A 20269-nucleotide genomic window follows, 5' to 3' on the forward strand; every position below is an offset into this window, starting at 1 on the left:
TCCACTCTCGCTCGCCGGGGAGGGCGGTGGCAGTGGCACCCGTGCCACGGTTCGCAAGGATCGTGCCAGCGGCGGGAGGGCGCCTACTCGCCCTTCGCGAAGGTCCTGCGGTACTCGCTGGGCGTGGTCCCGAGGATCTGCTGGAAGTGCGCGCGCAGGTTGGCGCCGGTGCCCAGGCCGGTCTCGGCGGCGATCCGCTCGACGCTGTGCCCGGAGCGTTCCAGCAGCTCCCGGGCCAGGTCGACGCGGGCCCGCAGCACCCACTGCATCGGCGTGTAGCCGGTGTCCTCGACGAACCGCCGGGAGAAGGTGCGCGGCGAGACGGCGGCGTGCCGGGCGAGCGTGCGCACCGTGAGCGGCCCGTCCAGCCGGTGCAGCGCCCACTCCCGGGTGGCCGCGAACCGCTCGCCGACCGGCTCGGGCAGGCTGCGCGGCACGTACTGCGCCTGGCCGCCGCTGCGGTAGGGCGCGGCGACCAGCCGGCGCGCGGTGTGGTTGGACGCGGCCACCCCGAGGTCGCCGCGCAGCACGTGCAGGCACAGGTCGATGCCGGACGCGGCGCCCGCCGAGGTCAGCATCCGGCCCTCGTCGACGAACAGCACGTTCTCGTCGACCCGCACCTTCGGGTACTTGGCGGCCAGCGCCCGGGTGTAGTGCCAGTGCGTGGTGGCCCGGCGCCCGTCCAGCAGGCCGGTCGCGGCCAGCGCGAACGCCCCGGTGGAGATCGCGGCCAGCCGGGCGCCGCGCGCGTGCGCGGCGCACAGCGCGTCGACCACGGCGGGCGGCGGGTCGTCCCGGTCGGGGTGCCGGTAGCCGGGCACGAACACCGACTCGGCCCACTCCAGCGCCTCCAGCCCGTGCGCCACGTGGTACGACAGGCCGTCCCCGCCCGCGACCAGCCCGGGCGCCGCACCGCACACCCGCACCTCGTACGGCATGCTGCCGCGGGTGGAGAACACCTGCGCCGGGATCCCGACGTCGAGCGGCTTGGCGCCGTCCAGGACCAGCACGGCCACCCGGCGCAGACGAGGAGCTGACATCCGCTCAGCGTAGGCGCGCCGGCCCCGGGCGCGCCGCCGGGGAGCCGGCCGCCGCCCGCCCGGGTCAGCCCATGCTCTTCTGCCCGTCCAGGGACTCCCGGATGATGTCGGCGTGCCCGGCGTGCTGGGCGGTCTCGGCGATGATCTGCAGCACGGTGCGCCGGGCCGACCAGCGCGCGCCGGGCTCGAACCACGGCGCGGACGGCAGCGGGTGCGAGGCGTTCAGGTCGGCCAGGCCGAGCAGCAGCTCGTCGGTGCCGCGGGCCACCGCCTCGTACGCGGTGAGCACGCCGAGCAGGGTCTCGCCGGGCAGCAGCCGGAACTCCTTCACCCGCTCCTCGAAGTCGGCCTCGCTCATCGCGTGGAAGTCGGGCATCGCCGCCGGGCCGACCGCGATGAACGCCGACCAGGCCCGCTCCACCGAGGTGACGTGCTTGATCAGGCCGCCGACGGTCAGCTCGCTGACGGTGGTGCGGCGGGCGGCCTGCTCGTCGTCCAGGCCGCGGGCGGTGAACTTCAGGAAGTGCCGGGACGCGCGGAGCTGCGCGACCAGGTCGGAGTGCTCGGGGGTCGGGCCCTCGACGGTGGAGGCGGGGTACTGGCCCTCGGCGGTCTCGACGGCCTCGACGGTCTCGGTGCTCTCGACGGCCTGCGGGGTCTGGGTGCTCATGGGTGTCGCCTCTCCGGTCGCGGTGCGCTGCCTTGCTCTCGCTTCGTGTTCCACACTACGGAGCATTGCGGCCACTTTCCGTCCGCAATTGCCGGAGGATGGGATCCATGGCCGACACCAGCGCCCGCACCCTGCGCCTGCTCACCCTGCTCCAGTCCCACCGCTTCTGGCCCGGCGAGGAGCTCTCCGCCCGGCTCGGCGTCTCCGGCCGCACCCTGCGCCGGGACGTCGACCGGCTGCGCGAGCTCGGCTACCCCGTCGAGGCCCGGCGCGGCGTGGACGGCGGCTACCAGCTGGCCGCCGGGGCCGCGCTGCCCCCGCTGGTGATCGACGACGAGGAGGCCGTCGCGCTGGCCGTCGGCCTGCAGGCGGCGGCGGACGGCCCGGTGGAGGGCATCGCGGAGGCGTCCGTGCGGGCGCTGGCCAAGGTCGTCCAGGTGATGCCGGCCCGGCTGCGCCGCCGGATCGAGGCGCTGCGCGCCGTCACCGTCCCGGCCCGCTGGGGCGGCGACGGCGCCGCCCGGATCGACCCCGACACGCTGACCGCCGTCGCGCTGGCCTGCCGGGACGCCGAACGGCTGCGCTTCCGGTACGCGGCCGCCGACGGCACCGCCACCGAGCGGCACGCCGAACCGCACGGCCTGGTCCGGATCGGCCCGCGCTGGTACCTGGTCGCCTACGACCTCACCCGGCAGGACTGGCGGACCTTCCGGCTCGACCGGCTCGGCTCCCCCGAGCCGACCGGCGCCCGCTTCCTGCCCCGGGCCCTCCCGGCCACCGACGCCGCCGAGTTCGTCCGCAACGGGATGCGGAACCTGCCCAGCTCGTACCGGGTCGAGGTGCTGGTCGACGCACCCGCGGCGCACGTCCGCAAGCGGATCGGCAACTGGTCCGAGGTCGAGGAGACCGCCGACGGCCGCAGCCGGGTCCTGATGCGGGCCGACGCGCTGGAGTGGCCCGCGATGGCGCTGGGCTCGCTGGACGCCGACTTCCGGGTCGTCTCCCCGCCCGAGCTGTCCGCGCTGCTCGCCGCCTGGGGCGAGCGCTTCACCCGCTGCGCGGATCCGAACGAGCGGGCAGAATCGGCACGGTGACGACCGAACAGCTGCTCACTCCCGCCGAGGCCGCCGAACGCTCGGGGTTCAGCCTGGACACCCTGCGCTACTACGAGCGGATCGGCCTGCTCACCTCGATCACCCGCGCCTCCAGCGGCCACCGCCGGTTCAGCCCCGACGACATCGGCTGGCTCGGCATCCTGCGCTGCCTGCGCGACACCGGCATGCCGATCGCCGACATGCGCCGCTACGCCGAACTCGCCCGCGCCGAGGGCCCGGAGAGCCTGATCGGCCGGATCGACCTGCTGGAGCGCCACGACACCGCCGTCAACGACCAGATCGCCCTGCTGGAACGCCAGCGCGCCCACCTCCGCGACAAGATCGACTACTACCGCAGCGTCCTGCCCACCGACTGAGGCCCGGGCCCACCGACTCGGGCCCACCGACTCGGGCCCACCGACCGAGGCCCGCCAACCCGGGCCGACCGACCCGGGCCGACCAACCCGGTTCCACCGCAAGGCTGTTCAGGCCCGCAGCCCGTCCACCACCACCCCGAACAGGTGCTCCCGCCGCTCGGCCAGCGCCGGGGCCTGCCCGCCGATCCAGCTCACCGCGCTGACCAGCGCGAACAGGTCGGTGCCGGTGACGTCGGCCCGGATCCGCCCGGTCCGCTGGGCCGCCGCGAGCAGCCCGCCCCCGGCCTCCCGCATCGCCGCGCAGCTCGCGTGCAGCGGCGAGGCCGGGTCGCGCAGGGTCGCCACCAGTGCCTCGGGCAGGCCCTGGTAGGCGCCCGCGCCGGCGCAGAACTCCCGCAGCCAGTCGACCAGGGCCGCCTCGGGATCGCCCCCGGCGGCAGCCAACTCTCCTCCCAGTTCGGTGAGTTGCCCGAAGCGCCGGGCGAGCAGCGCCTCCAGCAGCGCCTCCCGGGTGGGGAAGTGCCGGTAGAGCGTGCCCAGTCCGACCCCGGCCCGCCGGGCGACGTCCCGCAGCGAGGCCCCGGCGCCCTGCTCGGCGAGCAGGTGCGCGCCGACCTCCAGCAGCCGTTCCCGGTTGCGGCGGGCGTCCGCCCGCGGCACCCGGGCGTCCGGTTCAGCAACCATGCCCACCAGCCATTCCACGTACGGTCATTGACATCCGGAGCAGTGCTCCGATTAGCTTGCCCCAGTCTTCCGGAGCACTGCTCCGGATTCTACGGCAGCGCCGTCCGGCCTGCGGAGGGGGAGAGATCCGACCATGACCACCGACACCATGTGGGCGGTACGCCTGCACACCTTCGGCACACCCGACGTGCTGGTCCGCGAACGGGTCCCGCGCCCGGCGCCCGGCCCCGGCGAGGCGTTGGTCCGGGTGCACGCGGCGGGCGTCAACCCGCCCGACTGGTACGCCCGGAGCGGCTTCGGCAACATCCCGGCCGAGCTCCGGCCGGCCCTCCCGCTGCCGATGATCCCGGGCAGCGACGTCTCCGGCACCGTCGCGGCCGCCGGCCCGGGCTCGATCTGGGAGGTCGGCGACCGCGTCCACGGCATGATCCGCTTCCCCGGCTGGGGATCCGGCTACGCCGAGTACGCGACCGCCCCGGACGCCCACCTGGCCCGGCTGCCCGACGCCCTGGACCACCTCACCGGCGCCGCCCTCCCGATGGCCGGCCTGACCGCCTACCAGTACCTGCGCCGGCTGCGCCCGGCCCCCGGCACCACCACCGTGGTCAACGGCGCGGCCGGCGGCGTCGGCCACCTCGCCCTGCAACTGCTCAGGGCGGGCGGCGCCGGCCGGGTGGTCGCGGTCGCCTCCGGCGGGCACGAGTCCTTCCTGCGCGACCTGGGCGCCGACCACTTCGTCGACTACACCGCCGGCCCGGCCGCCGACGCCGTCCACGACGCCGACCTGCTGTTCGACACCGTCGGCGGCCCGGACGCCCACCTGCTGCTCCCCGTCCTGCGCCGGGGCGGCCGGGTCGCCCCGGTCTTCCTCGGCGACTACCGCACCGAGCACGCCGTCGGCGAGCTCGGCCTGGTCTTCGACGACCGGATGTGGCAGGTCCGTTCGAGCGGCCCCGACCTCGCCGAGCTGGCCGCCCTGGTCGCCGCCGGCACCGTCCGGGTCGCGGTCACCGGCGTCTTCCCGCTCGCCGAGGCCGCCGCCGCCCACCGCCGGGCCGAACAGGGCCACCTGCGCGGCAAGCTGGTCCTGCGCGTCGCCGACTGAGACCGCCCGCGGCCCCGCCCTACGGCGTCACCACCGGGAAGTCCGGGTCGAACGCGTCCAGCAGCGCCCGGTACTCCTCCAGCAGCCGCCCGTCGCCCTCCGCCGCCGCCCCCGGCACGTCCTGCCCGAGCAGCACCCCGGCCAGCCCCGCCCTCGGACCGGCCACCGTCAGCCCGGCCGTCCCGGACGCCCCCTTCCGGGCGTTCAGGACGCCGTGGCGGACCCACATCGTCCAGGTCTCGTCCAGGTCGGTGATCCGGAAGCCGATCCGCAGGTCGGCGGTGGCGGCCCGGTCGCCGGCCAGGTGCACGGCGGCGAAGTCGAACAGGATGTCCACCGGCATGGCGAGCACGGTGTCCGCGCTGGCGGTGGCGAACCGGGCGGGCTGCACGCCCTCGCGCAGCTCCTTCGCGGCGGTCAGGTAGATGCCGCGCCACTGCGGGCCCTCCGCCTGGTGGCCGAGCTGCTCGTAGGCGTCGGCCTGCAGCTCGCGGGCCTCCCGGTGCTCCGGGTCGGCGAACACCAGGCTGTGCAGCAGCTGCGCCGCCCACCGGTAGTCGCCCGCCTCGAACGCCTTCCGACCCTCCGCCAGCACCTTCTCCGCGCCGATCAGCTCGACGTACCGGCGGGCGGTCTCCACCGGCGGGTGCGGGTGCAGCGAGACCGGGTCGCCGTCCTACAGCCCCGGCTCCTTGTGGAACACGGCCCGCACGTCGTGGTGCAGCGTGCCGTGGTAGCCGCGGTTGTGCCAGCGCCGGCCGAGCGCCTCGGGCAGCTCGAACCGCACCTCCCGCCACCCTCCCCAGCCCCCCGGCGGCCCGGCAAAGCCGGCTACGCCGTCCGGGGGACCCACCGGGCCGGCGGATCCCGGGTCAGCCCATCGTCCGCTGCCCGTCCAGGGACTCCCGGATGATGTCGGCGTGCCCGGCGTGCTGCGCGGTCTCCGCGACGACGTGCAGCACCACCCGGCGCACGCTCCACCGCGCGCCGGGCTCGAACCAGGGCGCGGCCGGCAGCGCGTGCTCGGCGTCCAGGTCGAGGGTGGCGAGCAGGCCGTCGGTGTGTTCGGCGACGGCCCGGTAGCGCTCTAGCAGGACGTCCAGGGTCTCGCCGTCGAGCATCCGGAACTGCTCGGCCCAGGCGTCCGCGTCGTCCGGCGCGCCCTCCGCGCGCATCGCCTCGGCGCCGCCGACGGCGAACCGCAGCCAGCGCTCCTCCACCCCGGCGACGTGCTTGATCAGCCCACCGAGGGTCAACTCACTGACAGTGGTCCGCAGTTGGGCCTGCTCGTCGGTGAGTCCGCGCGCGGTGTACCGCAAGAACCCGCGCTGCTTGTCCAACGCGGCCACCAGGTCGGCGCGTTCGCCGGTGGGGCCGGGAAGCGAAGTCGCCATCGCTCAGCCCACCCCCACCGTGCTCGGCCGACCGGGGACGCTTCCGGGTCGCGCTGCCATGGCGCTGCTCCCTCCGCTCACGGGGATCCCCGGCCACCGGGGACCGGGGTCGGACCCGGGGCACCGCCCCGGGAAAACCACCTGCCCCGCCACGCTAACCACTGCCCCCGACCCGCGCCCGGCGACGCGCCCCGCGGAGCCCCCGACGAAGCACCCCGTGACGTGCTCGGACGCACCCGAACGCCTGTTGCCCCGCAGTGACAATTCGCGCACCCTGCGGGGTCATTGGACTGCGAAGCTTTAGTCATCGCCCCGGGAGACGGAACGAAAGAAACCGGCGGGGGCAAGCACCGAAACAACCACCCGATCCACACCAGTTCCTGGGGGGAACCATCCATGTCCGCGCACGCCCGCCTCCGCCGCTCCGCCGCCGTCGCCCTCGTCTCCGCGATCACCGCCGGCACCGCCCTCCTCCTCACCGCCTGCGACCCCTCCACCGACACCGGCACCGACCACACCGGCACCCCCACCCCGGCCGCGACCCCGAGCGCCCCGGCCGTGCCGTCCGCGACCCCGAGCACCCCGGCCACCACCACGCCGACCACCTCCGCCACCGCCACGCCGACCGCCTCCACCCCGTCCGCGACCCCGAGCACCCCGGCCACCACCACGCCGACCGCCTCCGCCACGCCCACCCAGACCCAGGCCCGCCCGCAGACCCCCGCCCTCAACCTCACCAAGGGCACCGGCCTGACCATCAGCAACGGCACCCGCTACGTCATCATGGACGGCAAGAGCGTCGACTTCGGCACCATCGTCCGCGACCTGGCCTGGTCCCCCGACGGCAAGCACGCCGCCTTCATCGACGGCAACGGCAACCTCCAGACCGCCGACCCGGACGGCACCCACAAGACCCTCGTCGCCAAGGCCCCCACCGGCACCACCTGGTCCCACCCCACCTGGCAGGTCTTCGTCCCCAACGCCGACGACCAGCGGATGCTCCTCAAGCCCAAGAACAACCTCCAGTTCACCGCCAACGACCACGGCACCCTGCGCCTGCTCACCATCCCCGCCACCGGCGCCACCAACCCCACCGAACTCTCCCTGGGCCAGTACGCCGGCGAAGACGAGAAGCCCAACCCGACCACCGGCAACCAGTGGGCGAACGTCGCCGGCCGCGTCGGCACCTCGGTCTACGCCAACAAGGACGACGGCCAGGTCTACATCCGCGACGAATACCTGCGACAGAACGGCGGCCCGATCGCCAAGGGCTCCCAGCCCGACCTGTCCGACGACAACCACGAACTCGTCTTCGTCCGCTCCGTCAACGGCCACGACCACCTCTTCACCCAGGACCAGAACACCAACGCCAACGCCGTCGACCTCACCCCGAACGCCACCGTCGACTACACCCAGCCCGCCTTCTCCCCCGACGGCAAGACCATCGCCTTCCGCGGCCCCGACGGCACCTACACCATCCCCACCAAGGGCGGCACCCCCACCAAGGTCTCCGACACCACCGGCCTCCCCGCCTACCGCGGCTAACCACCACCCCCCACCCCACGGCCCGCCCGGCACCCGCCGAACGGGCCACCCACCATCCCACCAGCACCCCTCCCACACAGGGGAGTTCGTCCACCGAACATCCGTTGCCGCACAGTGACAATCCGATCACCCGGCAGGGTCATCGGGGTGCGAAGCTAGGAGCACCGCCCCGGGAGACGGAACGACAGGAACCGGCGGGGCAGCCACCGTTCCTGGGGGGAACCACCCGATGTCCGCGCACGCCAGCCGCCGCTCCGCCGCCGTCGCCTTCGTCTCCGCGATCACCACCGGCACCGCCCTCCTCCTCACCGCCTGCGACCCGTCCGCCGCCGAGACCGGCGGCGCCGCCGCCGCGGCCCCCGCCGCCGGCGCGCCGGCCACCCCGGCCGCGCCCGCCGTCCCGGCCGCGCCGAGCACCACCGCCGCCACCACCACCGCGCCCCCGGCCGACAGCGGCACCGACGCCGCGTCGGAGGTCGACGCGGACACGGGCGCCGGCGCCACCCCGTCGCAGCCCGCCGCGCCCCCGTCCGGGGCCGCCCCGGCCCTGAACCTGACCGGCGGCACCGGCCTGACCGTCAGCACCGGCACCCGCTACGTGGTGATGGACGGCGGAACGGTCGACTTCGGCACCGTGGTGCGCGACCTGGCCTGGTCCCCGGACGGCAAGCACGCCGCCTTCGTCGACGGCGCCGGCAACCTGCAGACCGCCGACCCGGACGGCGGCAACCGGGTGCTGGTCGCCCGGGCCCCGTCCGGCGTCACCTGGTCCCACCCGACCTGGCAGGTCTTCTCCCCCACCCCGGACGAGGCCGCCAAGTACCTCAAGCCGAAGAACAACCTGCAGTTCACCGCGGACGACCACGGCACCCTGCGGCTGCTCACCATCCCCGCCGCCGGCGGCACCAACCCGACCCAGCTGGTGCTGAACCCCTTCAGCGACGAGAACGCCAAGCCGCTCCCGCAGACCGGCAACCTGTGGCCGAACGTCGGCGGGCGGTACGCCAAGTCGGTGTACGCCAACCGGAACGACGGCCAGGTCTACATCCGCGACGAGTACCTGCAGCAGAACGGCGCGGCCGCCACTCGCGGCTCCCAGCCCGACCTCTCCAACGACGGTGACCTGGTGTTCGTCCGGGTCGTCGACGGCCACGACCACCTGTTCACCAAGACCGGCGGCTACGACGGCGAGGAGCGCGACCTCACCCCGAACGCCACCGTGCACTACACCGAGCCGGCCTTCTCCCCCGACGGCAAGACCATCGCCTTCCGCGGCCCCGACGGCACCTACACCATCCCCACCAAGGGCGGCACCCCCACCAAGGTCTCCGACACCACCGGCCTCCCCGCCTACCGCGGCTAACCACCCCCACCACACGGCCCGCCCGGCACCCGCCGAGCGGGCCACCCGCCATCCCACCAGCACCCCTCCCACACAAGGGAGTTGACGACTCGTCAGGCTGTTGCGGAGCGGTGACAGGGCCCACACCCCGTCAGGTCATCCCGTTGCGAGGCTCTACCCACCGCCCCGGCGGCACCCCCACCGACCGCTCCCGGTTCGCGAATTCAGGGTCCGCGAACCGGGTCTCCCCGCGCGGCGGCCCGGACGGCCCCGCCGTCCGGGCCGTCAGCCGCCGCTGACAAGATGCGTACGAGGCGATCCCGGCCGTCGGCTCCGGTGCCCCGCCCGGACCACGCCGCCATTCCTTTTCCGTTCCAGGGGGGAACACTCATGAGCGAACGAATCCGCCTGCGCCGGTCCGCCGCCGCCCTGCTGGTGGCTGCGGTCACCACCGGGTCGGCCCTGCTGCTGACCGCCTGCGACCCGGAGGGCGCGGACTCCGCCGCCGGCACCTCCGCGCCGTCCGCCGCCACCACCGCGTCCGCCGCCGCCACCGGCTCCGGCTCCGGTTCCGGTTCCGCCCCGGCCAAGCCCGGCGGCTCGCTGAACAAGACCGCCGGCACCCGGCTGACCATCAGCACCGGCACCGCCACCGTGCTGATGGACGGCAAGAGCGTCGACTTCGGCACCGTGGTGCGCGACCTGGCCTGGTCCCCGGACGGCAAGCACGCCGCCTTCGTCGACGGCGCCGGCAACCTGCAGACCGCCGACCCGGACGGCACCCACAAGGCCCTCGTCGCCAAGGCCCCCACCGGCACCACCTGGTCCCACCCGACCTGGCAGGTGTTCGGCCCGGACGAGCCGCACGGCGCGGGCACCTTCCTGCTGTTCACCGCGGACGACAAGAAGGCGCTGCGCCTGATGTCCGTCGAGGCCAAGGCGGGCGGCAAGCCCGAGCCGCTGTCGGTGGGCGACTCGGAGGGCGCGAGCATCCCGCAGACCGGCAACCAGTGGCCGAGCTCCAACGGCCACTCCGGCATGACGGTGTACGCCAACAAGGACGACGGGAAGGTCTACTTCCACGACGTGGTCTCCCGGACCAACGGCGGCGACGTCACCAAGGGCTCGCAGCCCTCGCTGGCGGACGAGGGCGACCTGGTGTTCGTCCGCTCGGTCAACGGGCACAGCCACATCTTCACCAGCCCCGCCGGGGAGGGGAAGAAGGAGGCCGACCTGACGCCGGGCGCGTCCGTCGACTACACCGAGCCGGCCATCAGCCACGACGGCAGGACCGTCGCGTTCCGTGGCCCGGACGGCGTCTACACCGTCCCGTTCGCGGGCGGGAAGCCGGAGCGGGTCTCCGACGCGGTCGGTCTGCCCGCCTACCGCTGAGCGGCCGCGATCCGGGCCAACTCCTCCTGGAGGTTCGGCAGTTGCTGGTCCGCGTTGTCGTGCGGCAGCCACTCCACCGGGTCCAGGAAGCGGAACAGCACCCGGCTCGACGTGATCGCGTACTCGTACTCGGCGAAGCCGACCACCGCACCCATGTCGCCCCGGGCGGCCCCGCGCAGCACGTGCGCGGTGAGCTCGTCCGGGGTGTCGCCCCGGTCGGCCGAGACCCGGCGGCGGGCGTTCGAGCGGGCCAGGTAGGGGCAGACCATCGAGGCGTACAGCATGCACGCCCGGTGGCCGGGCCCCTCCGTGGTGGGCGCCATGTTCCGGTAGGGGCGGCCGGCGGCCAGCGCCTCGCCGATCGCGGCGGCCTCGTCGCCGCCGACCACCCGCCACACCGTCCCCTGCGGCATCAGCGTGTCGCACACCGAACAGAGCCGCTCCCGGGCGCAGTTCGCGGACCGCTCGTAGTCGGTCAGCGCGAACTGCGGCTTCCCGTCCTCCCAGGGAGTGATCGCGGGGACGGGGTAGCCCCGGCCGTCACGCGGGCGGTCCTCCACGCTGGGCGGCTTGGGAACGGTGTCGAAGCGCATGCCCCATGCCTATCACGCCTCCCGGCTCAGCCGCGCGGCACCACGAAATCGGTCAACTCGGCACTTCCCGGCACGAGTTGGTTCCATTCGCCCGGAATCGCCAGCACCGCGATCCCGGCCGTGGAGAACTTCGCCCGGAGCCGCTCCAGCGCCTCCGGATCCGACCCGGCCGCCTCCGGATCCGACCCGGTCGCCTCCGGATCCGGCTCCGCCTCCGACGCCCCGCCGGCCAGCTCCAGCACCAGCTCCTGCACCTCGGGCCGGTGCCCGACCAGCAGCACGGTGCGCACCACCGACGGCAACTCCCGCAGCAGCCCGATCAGTTCGTCCGCCTCGGCGCGGTACGCCCGGGGTTCCAGGACGAGTTCGGGCGCGCCGCCGAGCTCCGGCTCGGCCAGTTCCCAGGTCTGCCTGGTGCGTACCGCGGTCGAGCAGAGCACCCGGTCCGGCACCAGGTCGTGCCCGGCCAGCCAGCGCCCGGCCGCCACCGCGTCGGCCCGGCCGCGCTCGGCCAGCGGCCGCAGCTCGTCCGGGACGTCCGGCCAGTCCGCCTTGGCGTGCCGCAGCACGATCAACCGCCGCTGTTGGGTCATCCCCCCAGTGTGGCCCGCCCGCCCGCCGCCCCGCCCGGGGACGCGCGGACCGCCCGCCGATACCGGCGGAAAACCGGACGACACGCCCCGCCCGGCTCGGCTAGCGTCGGGGGCATGCGAGCCCTGACCGAGTCCGAGATCCGCGCGTCCTTCGTCAACTGCTCCAAGGGCGAGGCGAAGCGGCTGCCCGTCCCGCGCGACCTGGCCGAACGGCGCTGGCCCGACCTCGACTTCCTCGGCTGGCGCGACCTCGGCGCCCCCGACCGGGCCTACCTGGTCGTCGAGCTCGACGGCGCGCCGACCGGCGTCACCCTCCGCTCGCCGAACGTCCGGCGCAGCCTGACCCGCACCAACGTCTGCTCGGTCTGCATCACCGCGCACGCGGGCAGCGGCGTCTCGCTGCTGACCGCCCCCCGCGCGGGCGCGGCCGGCCGGGACGGCAACTCGGTCGGCACCTACCTCTGCGCCGACCTGGCCTGCTCGCTGTACGTCCGCGGCCTGCTCCGCCCGGCCACGGTCAGCCGTCCGGACGAGTCGCTCCCGTTGGAGGAGCAGATCGCCCGGACGGTCACCAACCTGGAGGCGTTCCTCCGCCAGATCCTGGCCTGACGAGCCCGACCGGCCCGGCCGGCCTGCCCCGCCCCGACCCGGCCCGCCCGCGTCACGGCGCCGACTGGTACTCCACCGTCAGCACGGCCCGGCCCAGCGCGTGCGCGGTCAGGTGGAACCCGACCTGCGCGGCGGGCGTGTCCGGCCCGACCTCCAGCGCCGGCACGTCCAGCGCGTGCACCACGAACACGTACCGGTGGGCCGGTCCGGGCGGCGGCGCCGCCCCGTCGTACCGGTGCCCGGGGAAGTCGTTGCGGACGTGGAACGCCCCGCCGGGCAGCCCGCCGTCGTCCGCCCCGGCGCCGCGCGGCAGCTCGGTGACCTCGGCCGGCAGGTTCACCGCCAGCCAGTGCCACCACCCGGCCGCCGTCGGCGCGTCCGGGTCGTAGCAGGTCACCGCGAACGACCGGGTCCCGGCCGGGAACCCCGACCAGGCCAGCTGCGGCGACGCGTTCCCCCGCGCGTGCACGTGCTCGTCCGGCATGGTCGCGCCGTCCACCAGGTCCGCGCTGCGCAGCTCGAACGCGGGTACCGGCGGCAGGAAGTCGTACGGAAGCGGGATGCGCGCGGTCATCGTTCACCGTCCTCGTCGAAGGTGTTCGGAAGTACCGCGCCAGTCTACGAACCGGCGCCCCCGGGCTCCGGCCGACCGCCCGCCGGGGGCCGGTCCAGTTCCGCGACCGCCGCCCCGAGCGCGGTGTCCGGCCGCCCGAGGTCGAAGACCAGGTCGAAGTGGTTGCGCCCGGCGGCCAGCAGTTCCCGCACCGGCACGCCCGCCGCCCGGAGCGCCGCCGCGAACTCCGCCCCCTGCCGCCCGAACTCGCCGGTCTCGTGCTCGCCGAGGGCCAGCACGACCGGCGGCAGCCCGGTCAGCGCCGCGGCCCCGGCGTGCAGCGGGCTGAGCCGCCGGGCCCGGTCGGCGTCGAGGCCCAGCGGCCGGTTGACGTAGCTGAGGCTGATCGGCTCCAGGTCGTAGACCCCGCTGAGCAGCGCCGCGCCGCGGACCCGGCCGCGGACCGCCGGGTCGAGCAGCGCGCGGGCGGCCAGGTGGGCCCCGGCGGAGCTGCCGCCGAGCACGACCCGCGCGGGGTCGGCGCCGAGTTCCGCCGCGTGGTCGAGCAGCCAGCGGACGGCCGCGACGACCTGGCCGGCGATCCGCTCGACCGGCCAACGCGGCGCCAGCCCGTAGCCGACGGCGGCGAACGCGGTGCCGCGCGGCACGAAGTCCAGCGCGGGGAAGGCGGCGTCCTCCTTGCCGAGCTCCTGCCAGTAGCCGCCGTGCACGAACACGTGCAGCGGGGTCCCGGCGCCCTCGGCCCGGCCCGCCGCCGGGAAGTAGTCGATCAGCTCGGGCGCCTGCGGCCCGTACCGCAGCTCGCGGTGCCCGGACAGCTCCCGGTGGGCCCGCCGGCTCTGCTCCGCGTAGGCGGCGATCTCGGCGCCGAGGTCGGCGACCTTGCTGCTGGGCGAGTACTCGCGGTCGAGTTCCCGCTGGTCGAAGCCCCGGTAGACCGTCATGCCGCCGTTCCCCTCACCCAACCAGGTATAGACCAATACAAGAGCGCCCGATTACCGTGGGAGCTCCGCGTACTTCTTTCCCCGCGCGCCCCCGCTCATCCCCGCACGTCCCCGCACGTCCCCGCACCTGACGGCCACCCCGACCGTCGCCCCCGACCGCCCCGGAGCCGCCCCGTGGACACGTCCGTCCTCGCCTTCGCCACCGACCTGATCGACGAAGGGGCAGACACCTTCTTCGGCAACCTCACCGACCGGGCCGGTGTCGGCGGCGTGACGCTGGCGTCGGTCTACCACGAGGCCCGGGACGTCTTCCCGCACAACCCGCGCCGGGTGCTGCGCTACCTGGAGCCGGGCGCCGCCTACTTCCGTCCCGACCGGGCCCGCTGGGCCGGCCGCCGGCTCGCCCCGCTGCCCTCCACCGCGATCGGCGAGCGCGACCCGTTCGCCGAGGCCGCCGAGGAGACCCGCCGCCGCGGCCTCAAGCTGCACGCCTGGACGGTCTTCTGCCACAACGACCGGCTCGGCTTCGCCCACCCGGACTGCGCCCCGGCCAACGCCTTCGGCGACCGCCACCTGACCGAGCTGTGCCCGGCCAACCCGGAGGTCCGCGAGTACTGCCGGACGATCGTCGAGGAGCTGGCCCGCTACGGCGTGGACGCGATCCGCGCCGAGTCGCTGCACTTCCACGGCCTGGCGCACGGCTACCACCACGAGCGCTACTTCGAGGAGCTCGGCCCGGTCACCGAGGCGCTGCTGTCGATCTGCTTCTGCCCGCACTGCCTGGCCGCCGCGACCGCCGCCGGCGTCCCGGCCGAGCACGTCCGCGACACCGTCCGCACCGAGCTGCGGGCCCGCCTCGCCGACGAGTCCCGGGCCCTCGCCCCCGCCCCGCTGGACGAGCTGGCGGGCGGCGCGCTGGCCGCCTACGTCGACGCCTCCGCCCGCACCGTCACCTCGCTGGCCGCCGAGCTGGCCGCCACCGCCGCCGACCACGGCATGCGGCTGACCTTCATGGACGGCGGCGGCCCGGGCACCGGCTGGCTCTCCGGCATCGACCTGCCCGCCCTGGCCGGCGCCGCCCACCAGATCGAGACCCTCGGCTACGCGAAGACCCCCGAGGAGGTCCGCGAGAAGGTCGCCGCCTTCGCCCTGCACGGCGTCCGCCCGGAGGACATGGCGGTGATCCTGCGCCCGATGGCCTCCGACTGCGACGGCCCGGCCAACCTCACCGCCAAGATCGCCACCCTGCGCGAACTCGGCGTCCCGGAGGTCGAGTTCTACAACTACGGCCTGATGCGGCTCTCCTCGCTGGACCGGATCGGCCAGGCCCTGCGCTGACCCCCCGCCGGCCCGCCCGGCGGGCCGGCGGTGTCCCACCGCCGCCCGGAAGGCACCGTCCGGCCGTATATCACCCGATTCGTCCGCGACTCGGACAACGCACCGTTGGCCCCGCCTGCTGCGCCCGGAGCGTCCCGAACGGTAGGCTTTCCGTGTGATCTTCAAGCGCATCGGCAACGGACGGCCGTACCCGGATCACGGCCGGACCAGCACCCGCCAGTGGGCGGACGTCGCGCCGCGCCCGGTGCGGCTGGACCAGCTGGTGACCACCAAGGGGCAGTTGGACCTGGAGACCCTCCTCGCGGAGGACTCCACGTTCTACGGGGACCTCTTCGCCCACGTGGTGAAGTGGCGCGGCGACCTCTACCTGGAGGACGGCCTGCACCGCGCCGTCCGGGCCGCCCTCCAACAGCGGCAGGTGCTGCACGCCCGCGTGCTGGAGATGGACTGACCCGGTGTCACGCGGGCGCGGGTGCAACCGACGGCGGTACCGGTACGTCCTTTCGAGTGCCGTCGTCCCCCGGATGATGATCGTTTAGTACCTGCGCACCCGTAGTCGGATTAGTGTGCTGACTACAGCGGTCAACGCGGCCCGATTCCCACGGCCGTTCCGCGGTCACCGACACCCCACCCTGGCACCTAGGGGGAGACAGACCATGAGCATGTTGACTCCCCGGGGTTTGAAGGGGAAGCAGTACCGCGTCACCGGGAACGCCTTCCCCCGCCTCGGCCGGCCCCCGCGCCGCGGCCGCAAGGTCGCCATCGCGCTGGGCACCGTGCTGACCCTGGGGCTGGTGACGGTCGGCGGCTCCCAGCTGTACGACGTGTTCAGCGGCAAGCACAAGGGCAGCACCGCCCAGGCGTGCGCCGGCGTCTCCGGCAAGCCGCTGGCCGCCCCGGAGAACTCCGCCTCGGCCGGGGCCCTGAGCGCCCCCGCGTCCGGCGCGCCCGCGTCCGGCGGCCCGGCGCCCGTCCCGAGCGACACGGCCGTGCCGCAGCCCGCCGCCGTCAAGGTGAACGTCTACAACGCCACCGGCAAGGCCGGCCTGGCCGCCCGCACCGCCGACGAGCTGCGCAAGCGCGGCTTCGTGGTCGACAAGGTCGGCAACGCGCCCGCCGCGCTCGACAAGAAGGTCCCCGGCACCGCGCAGATCCTCAGCGGCCCCGGCGGCCTCGGCGCGGCCACCCTGCTGGTCTCCCAGGTCGCCGCGGCGACCGCCACCGAGGACAGCCGCACCGACGCCACCGTCGACTTCGTCATCGGCGACACCTTCAGCGCCCTCGCCGACCCCACCCAGGCCGCCGCCGCCCTCGCCGAGCTCACCAAGCCCTCCCCCACCCCGGAGCCCGGCCACTGCTGAGCCGGCCCGGGCCCGCACGCGAACGAGGTCCGGCCGAGAACGGGAACCCCCCGCCCTCGGCCGGACCTCGCCGCGTGTGCCGCCCGCTCAGCCCGCCGTGCCGTAGAGCCGGTCGCCCGCGTCGCCCAGCCCCGGCACGATGTAGCCGTGCTCGTTCAGCCGCTGGTCGACCGCCGCGGTGACCACCGTGACCGGCCGCCCGGCCAGCTCGCGCTCCATCACCGCGACGCCCTCGGGCGCGGCCAGCAGCACCACGGCGGTGACGTCGGTGGCGCCCCGGTCGAGCAGCATCCGGATCGCCGCGACCAGGGTGCCGCCGGTCGCCAGCATCGGGTCGAGGACGTAGATCTGCCGCCCGGAGAGGTCGTCCGGCATCCGGGTCGCGTAGGTGGACGCCTCCAGCGTCTCCTCGTTGCGGACCATCCCGAGGAAGCCGACCTCGGCGGTGGGCAGCAGCCGGGTCATGCCGTCGAGCATGCCGAGGCCGGCCCGGAGGATCGGGACGACCAGCGGGCGCGGGTAGGAGAGCCGGGTGCCCTGGGTGACGGCGACCGGCGTGGTGACCTCGACCGTGTCGGTCCGGACGTCCCGGGTCGCCTCGTAGGCGAGCAGGGTGACCAGCTCGTCGGTCAGCCGCCGGAAGGTCGGGGAGTCCGTGCGCTCGTCGCGCAGGGTGGACAGCTTGTGGGCGACCAGCGGGTGGTCGACGACGTGGAGGCGCATGACACCAACGGTAACGGCCACCGGCACGTGTGTACGACTCCGTACGAATCCACCCGGACCGGGACGACCCGCCGGGCGGCCCGGTGACCCGCCGGAATCACGGAACTCGGGCCGCTCCTGTGGTATCGACGCGGCTGATCTGGGAAAGTCGGAACCTATGAAGAGCAACCCGACGCGGGCATCGACCGCCGGCGCGGGCGGGTCCGGCTCGACAGACGAGTCCCGTCCGCCGCCAGAGAGCGACGCGCAGAGCACCGCGCCGAGCACCGCGGAGACCGACGCGGAACGGCGCAGGCGCCGGGCCGTGTTCCTCCGCGAGCTGACCGAGGCCCGGGAGCTGCGGGCCCGGGTGCAGCCGAGACGGACGAAGGAGCGCCGGATGCGCGAGGCCATGCGGATGCGGACCTTCCGGTTCTGACCCCCGGCCCGCCCCGGCGTACCCCGCCGGGGCCCGTCGCACCCCTCCTACCCGGCCGGAACGGGCGGGATCCGGCCGCTCCGGAACGGCCCGCCCGGCCGCGCCCCGCACCGCGTCCGCGCCCCCCGAAGGCCCGGACGCCCCCGCCGCAAGGTCTCCGGAAGACAAGATCCGCGCCCGGAGCGGCCGGAAGCCGACCATTCCGACACGACCTGCGAAGACGCGCTGCCGAACACCCCCCGCAGCGGCGGGCTTTCTGTCACGATGCGGTGGGACGGTCCGAACAGCGGGCCGCCTTCTGGCGCGGGGGCGGCCGGACCGCACCCGCCCGAGATCGCCGACAGCCGAGACCAATCTTGGGAGTGTCCCTGGTGGCGTACTTCGCTGCAGTGCTTGCTCGCACCGGTGCCGGGTGGGACGTGAGCGAGACGGAACTCGACGACGTAGAGACCCTGGCCGACCTGACCGACCTGGCCCGCGAGGCGGCCGAGGACGAGGACACCGTGCTGGTCTTCATCGAGCAGGAGGACGCCTGGTTCGCCGTCCTGCGGATCGACGGTGAGGACGACCCGCGGATCTTCGTCTCCGACGCGGCCGCCGCGGCGCGCAGCTCGTACGGCGCGGTGCTCACCGACGAGTTGATCGAACAGGACGGGGAGGCCGACTTCGACGACCTCGACGGGCTGGTGGCCGGCCTCGACGACGAGGACGGCGCGGTCGCCGAGGACGGGGCCGACGAGGACGACGAGGAGCCGGTCGGCGGCCGGGGCGCGAGCCCGATCGGGCCGATCGGCGACTCCGAGCTGCTGACCGAGTTCGGGTTGGCCGCGGCCGACCTGCTGGAGCTGGCCGGCGAGGGCGCCGCGCCCGGCGACGCGCTGGGCGAGATCGCCGAGGCGCTGGGCTGCGGCGAGGTCCTGGAGGCCGTTCGGTAGCGGCGGCCCCGGTGCCCGACACTGGGTCCATGCAGCCCGTCCCCACCCCCGTCCCGACCCTCGGCGAACGGCCGCGGATCACCCCGCTGCCCGCCCCCGAACGCCCCGACCCGGTCCGCGACCGGTGGCGGGACCGGATGCGCCTCGCGATCGAGGAGGCCGCACTGGCCACCGCCACCGGTGACGTCCCGGTCGGGGCGTTCGTCCTGGGCCCGGACGGCACGGTGCTCGGCCGCGGCCACAACGTCCGCGAGGCGGTCGGCGATCCGACCGGCCACGCCGAGGTGGTGGCGATCCGGGCGGCCGCCGCGGAGGTCGGCGAGTGGCGGCTGAGCGGCTGCACCCTGGTGGTCACCCTGGAGCCGTGCACGATGTGCGCGGGCGCGATCGTCCTCTCCCGGCTGGCCCGGGTGGTCTTCGGCGCGTACGACCCGAAGGCCGGCGCGGCCGGCTCGCTCTTCGACGTGGTCCGCGACAACCGCCTGAACCACCGGCCCGAGGTGATCGGCGGCGTCCTCGCCGACGCGTGCACGGCGCAGCTGCTGGCCTTCTTCGACACCCAGCGCTGACCGCCCCGGAACGGATTTCGTCCCGTCCCCCCGATCCGGTAGAGTTCCCCTCGGTAGCGTGTCCGAGCGGCCAAAGGAGCACGCCTCGAAAGCGTGTGTGGGGGCAACTCCACCGTGGGTTCGAATCCCACCGCTACCGCCACTCGAAGGGCCCGACCGGTTTCCGGTCGGGCCCTTCGGCGTTTCCGACCTTCCGCTCCGAAGCGGACAAACCGCCCCTGAGCTGCGGTTTTACCTGGCCTTTGGACGGTGGCGGGCGCTACTGTGCTGACTCCTTCACAAACGGAACGAGGAGTTCGACATGCCGTCCCGCGCTGTCTACCGGTCCCCCCGGACGCTGGCCACCGCGTCCGTGGTGCTGCTGGGTCTGAACGGGGCGGTCGCGCTCGGCGGAGCGGCCCTGGCCCTGCTGGAGATGGGTTCGGACGCCCCCTCCGAGCAGGCCGCGACGCTGCTGGACGTCCTGGCCGCCGCCGTCATGGTGCTGGTCCTGGGCACCGCGGCGGTGTACCTGCCCTGGCTGTACCGGGTGCGGGTGAACGCCGAGGTGATCTACCCGCACGGGCACCAGCACGCGCGCGGCTGGGCGGTCGGCGGCTGGCTCGTCCCGCTGGTCCAGTTCTGGTTCCCCTGGCGGATCACCACCGACGTCTGGAAGGCCAGCGCCCCGGCCGGCGAGCACGGGGTGCCGCGGCCGGTCTCCGCCTGGCCGGTGCACTGCTGGTGGGCCGCGATCCTGCTGAGCCGGCTGGTCTCCGTCATGGGCACCGACAGCCTCGACTCCGAGGCGGCCCGCACCTACCTGGACTCCTACCGCGAGGCGCTGCTCACCCTGGCCGTCTCCAGCCTGCTGACGCTGACCGCGGCGGTCCTGGCGATCCTGGTGGTGCACCGGCTGACGGCCATGCAGGAGGAGCACGCCGCCCGGGCCTGGGCGGCCTGGACCCCGCCGCCGGTCACCGTCTGACC

At 74.7% G+C, this 20269-nt stretch carries 24 protein-coding genes, 1 tRNA gene and 1 pseudogene; 15 read left to right on the forward strand and 11 right to left on the reverse strand.

Translation table 11 applies throughout. The features are described 5' to 3' along the window. Positions 1-83 precede the first annotated feature (83 nt). Positions 84-1040 (reverse strand): GlxA family transcriptional regulator, encoded by a 957-nt coding sequence (locus KSE_RS18260; RefSeq protein WP_014136810.1) that lies wholly within the window; start codon positions 1038-1040, stop codon positions 84-86. A gap of 64 nt (positions 1041-1104) precedes the next feature. Beyond that, on the reverse strand, positions 1105-1710 hold the full coding sequence (locus KSE_RS18265) for a DinB family protein (RefSeq protein WP_014136811.1): 606 nt from the start codon (positions 1708-1710) through the stop codon (positions 1105-1107). Positions 1711-1817: 107 nt separating this feature from the next. Here KSE_RS18265 and KSE_RS18270 point away from each other — a divergent pair, with 107 nt between their 5' ends. After that, on the forward strand, positions 1818-2804 hold the full coding sequence (locus tag KSE_RS18270) for a helix-turn-helix transcriptional regulator (RefSeq protein ID WP_014136812.1): 987 nt from the start codon (positions 1818-1820) through the stop codon (positions 2802-2804). Beyond that, complete coding sequence (locus tag KSE_RS18275; protein WP_014136813.1) at positions 2801-3181, forward strand: MerR family transcriptional regulator; 381 nt, start codon at positions 2801-2803, stop codon at positions 3179-3181. The genes KSE_RS18270 and KSE_RS18275 overlap by 4 nt, the downstream gene beginning before the upstream one ends. Positions 3182-3289: 108 nt before the next feature. Here the strand turns inward: KSE_RS18275 and KSE_RS18280 are convergent, their stop codons facing one another. Further along, positions 3290-3865, reverse strand: coding sequence for a TetR/AcrR family transcriptional regulator (locus tag KSE_RS18280; RefSeq protein ID WP_014136814.1), 576 nt, complete (start codon positions 3863-3865; stop codon positions 3290-3292). Positions 3866-3998: 133 nt separating this feature from the next. Here KSE_RS18280 and KSE_RS18285 point away from each other — a divergent pair, with 133 nt between their 5' ends. Continuing rightward, positions 3999-4970 (forward strand): NADP-dependent oxidoreductase, encoded by a 972-nt coding sequence (locus KSE_RS18285; RefSeq protein ID WP_014136815.1) that lies wholly within the window; start codon positions 3999-4001, stop codon positions 4968-4970. A gap of 19 nt (positions 4971-4989) precedes the next feature. On the opposite strand, the gene KSE_RS44780 is transcribed toward KSE_RS18285, so the two are convergent. From KSE_RS44780 to KSE_RS18295, 3 genes and pseudogenes are all read right to left on the reverse strand, one after another. Continuing rightward, positions 4990-5361, reverse strand: coding sequence for an alkyl sulfatase C-terminal domain-containing protein (locus KSE_RS44780; RefSeq protein ID WP_269450336.1), 372 nt, complete (start codon positions 5359-5361; stop codon positions 4990-4992). 12 nt (positions 5362-5373) lie between these two features. Beyond that, a pseudogene (locus tag KSE_RS44785) lies at positions 5374-5823 on the reverse strand (alkyl sulfatase dimerization domain-containing protein); the annotation flags it as partial. A 19-nt stretch (positions 5824-5842) separates the two neighbouring features. Beyond that, complete coding sequence (locus tag KSE_RS18295) at positions 5843-6364, reverse strand: DinB family protein (protein ID WP_014136818.1); 522 nt, start codon at positions 6362-6364, stop codon at positions 5843-5845. 396 nt (positions 6365-6760) lie between these two features. Between KSE_RS18295 and KSE_RS18300 the strand changes: the two genes are divergently transcribed. From KSE_RS18300 to KSE_RS42190, 3 genes are all read left to right on the forward strand, one after another. Next, on the forward strand, positions 6761-7909 hold the full coding sequence (locus KSE_RS18300; RefSeq protein WP_014136819.1) for a TolB-like translocation protein: 1149 nt from the start codon (positions 6761-6763) through the stop codon (positions 7907-7909). Between the two features lie 229 nt (positions 7910-8138). Then, entirely contained in the window at positions 8139-9272 is a 1134-nt protein-coding gene (locus KSE_RS38575) for a TolB-like translocation protein (RefSeq protein WP_014136820.1), read from the forward strand. A 369-nt stretch (positions 9273-9641) separates the two neighbouring features. After that, entirely contained in the window at positions 9642-10643 is a 1002-nt protein-coding gene (locus KSE_RS42190; RefSeq protein WP_014136821.1) for a TolB-like translocation protein, read from the forward strand. Here KSE_RS42190 and KSE_RS18315 read toward each other — a convergent pair. Continuing rightward, complete coding sequence (locus KSE_RS18315; RefSeq protein WP_014136822.1) at positions 10634-11236, reverse strand: hypothetical protein; 603 nt, start codon at positions 11234-11236, stop codon at positions 10634-10636. The genes KSE_RS42190 and KSE_RS18315 overlap by 10 nt on opposite strands. Before the next feature lie 26 nt (positions 11237-11262). Continuing rightward, the gene (locus KSE_RS18320; protein WP_014136823.1) at positions 11263-11829 is read right to left on the reverse strand and encodes a SixA phosphatase family protein; all 567 of its coding nucleotides are present in this window, start codon (positions 11827-11829) and stop codon (positions 11263-11265) included. Positions 11830-11943: 114 nt separating this feature from the next. Between KSE_RS18320 and KSE_RS18325 the strand changes: the two genes are divergently transcribed. Further along, entirely contained in the window at positions 11944-12438 is a 495-nt protein-coding gene (locus KSE_RS18325) for an FBP domain-containing protein (RefSeq protein WP_014136824.1), read from the forward strand. Positions 12439-12490: 52 nt separating this feature from the next. Here KSE_RS18325 and KSE_RS18330 read toward each other — a convergent pair whose 3' ends face one another. Both KSE_RS18330 and KSE_RS18335 read right to left on the reverse strand, forming a co-directional pair. Next, entirely contained in the window at positions 12491-13012 is a 522-nt protein-coding gene (locus KSE_RS18330; RefSeq protein WP_014136825.1) for a YbhB/YbcL family Raf kinase inhibitor-like protein, read from the reverse strand. A gap of 44 nt (positions 13013-13056) precedes the next feature. Beyond that, positions 13057-13956 carry an alpha/beta hydrolase gene (locus tag KSE_RS18335; RefSeq protein WP_014136826.1) on the reverse strand — a complete coding sequence of 300 codons (900 nt, stop codon included), beginning with the start codon at positions 13954-13956 and terminating at the stop codon, positions 13057-13059. Between the two features lie 174 nt (positions 13957-14130). Between KSE_RS18335 and KSE_RS18340 the strand changes: the two genes are divergently transcribed. The 3 genes from KSE_RS18340 to KSE_RS18350 all read left to right on the forward strand — a co-directional run bounded on the left by KSE_RS18340 (position 14131) and on the right by KSE_RS18350 (position 16655). Then, entirely contained in the window at positions 14131-15294 is a 1164-nt protein-coding gene (locus KSE_RS18340) for a hypothetical protein (RefSeq protein WP_014136827.1), read from the forward strand. Between the two features lie 154 nt (positions 15295-15448). After that, the gene (locus KSE_RS18345; RefSeq protein WP_014136828.1) at positions 15449-15745 is read left to right on the forward strand and encodes a type II toxin-antitoxin system VapB family antitoxin; all 297 of its coding nucleotides are present in this window, start codon (positions 15449-15451) and stop codon (positions 15743-15745) included. Between the two features lie 205 nt (positions 15746-15950). Then, the gene (locus tag KSE_RS18350) at positions 15951-16655 is read left to right on the forward strand and encodes a LytR C-terminal domain-containing protein (RefSeq protein ID WP_033258823.1); all 705 of its coding nucleotides are present in this window, start codon (positions 15951-15953) and stop codon (positions 16653-16655) included. Between the two features lie 87 nt (positions 16656-16742). Here the strand turns inward: KSE_RS18350 and upp are convergent, their stop codons facing one another. Further along, entirely contained in the window at positions 16743-17378 is a 636-nt protein-coding gene (gene upp, locus KSE_RS18355) for a uracil phosphoribosyltransferase (RefSeq protein ID WP_014136830.1), read from the reverse strand. 157 nt (positions 17379-17535) lie between these two features. On the opposite strand from upp, the gene KSE_RS18360 reads away from it, so the two are divergent. The 5 genes from KSE_RS18360 to KSE_RS18380 all read left to right on the forward strand — a co-directional run bounded on the left by KSE_RS18360 (position 17536) and on the right by KSE_RS18380 (position 20267). Further along, a complete protein-coding gene (locus KSE_RS18360) occupies positions 17536-17796 on the forward strand; it encodes a hypothetical protein (RefSeq protein ID WP_014136831.1) in 261 nt (86 codons plus the stop codon). A gap of 371 nt (positions 17797-18167) precedes the next feature. Continuing rightward, positions 18168-18731 (forward strand): tRNA adenosine deaminase-associated protein, encoded by a 564-nt coding sequence (locus KSE_RS18365; protein ID WP_014136832.1) that lies wholly within the window; start codon positions 18168-18170, stop codon positions 18729-18731. Positions 18732-18760: 29 nt separating this feature from the next. Further along, positions 18761-19300, forward strand: a complete 540-nt coding sequence (gene tadA, locus KSE_RS18370) for a tRNA adenosine(34) deaminase TadA (protein ID WP_014136833.1) — start codon at positions 18761-18763, stop codon at positions 19298-19300. Positions 19301-19352: 52 nt separating this feature from the next. After that, positions 19353-19442, forward strand: a tRNA-Ser gene (locus KSE_RS18375). Positions 19443-19601: 159 nt separating this feature from the next. After that, complete coding sequence (locus KSE_RS18380; protein ID WP_014136834.1) at positions 19602-20267, forward strand: DUF4328 domain-containing protein; 666 nt, start codon at positions 19602-19604, stop codon at positions 20265-20267. Positions 20268-20269 lie beyond the last annotated feature (2 nt).

The organism is Kitasatospora setae KM-6054, from assembly GCF_000269985.1.
Taxonomy (GTDB): Bacteria; Actinomycetota; Actinomycetes; order Streptomycetales; family Streptomycetaceae; genus Kitasatospora; species Kitasatospora setae.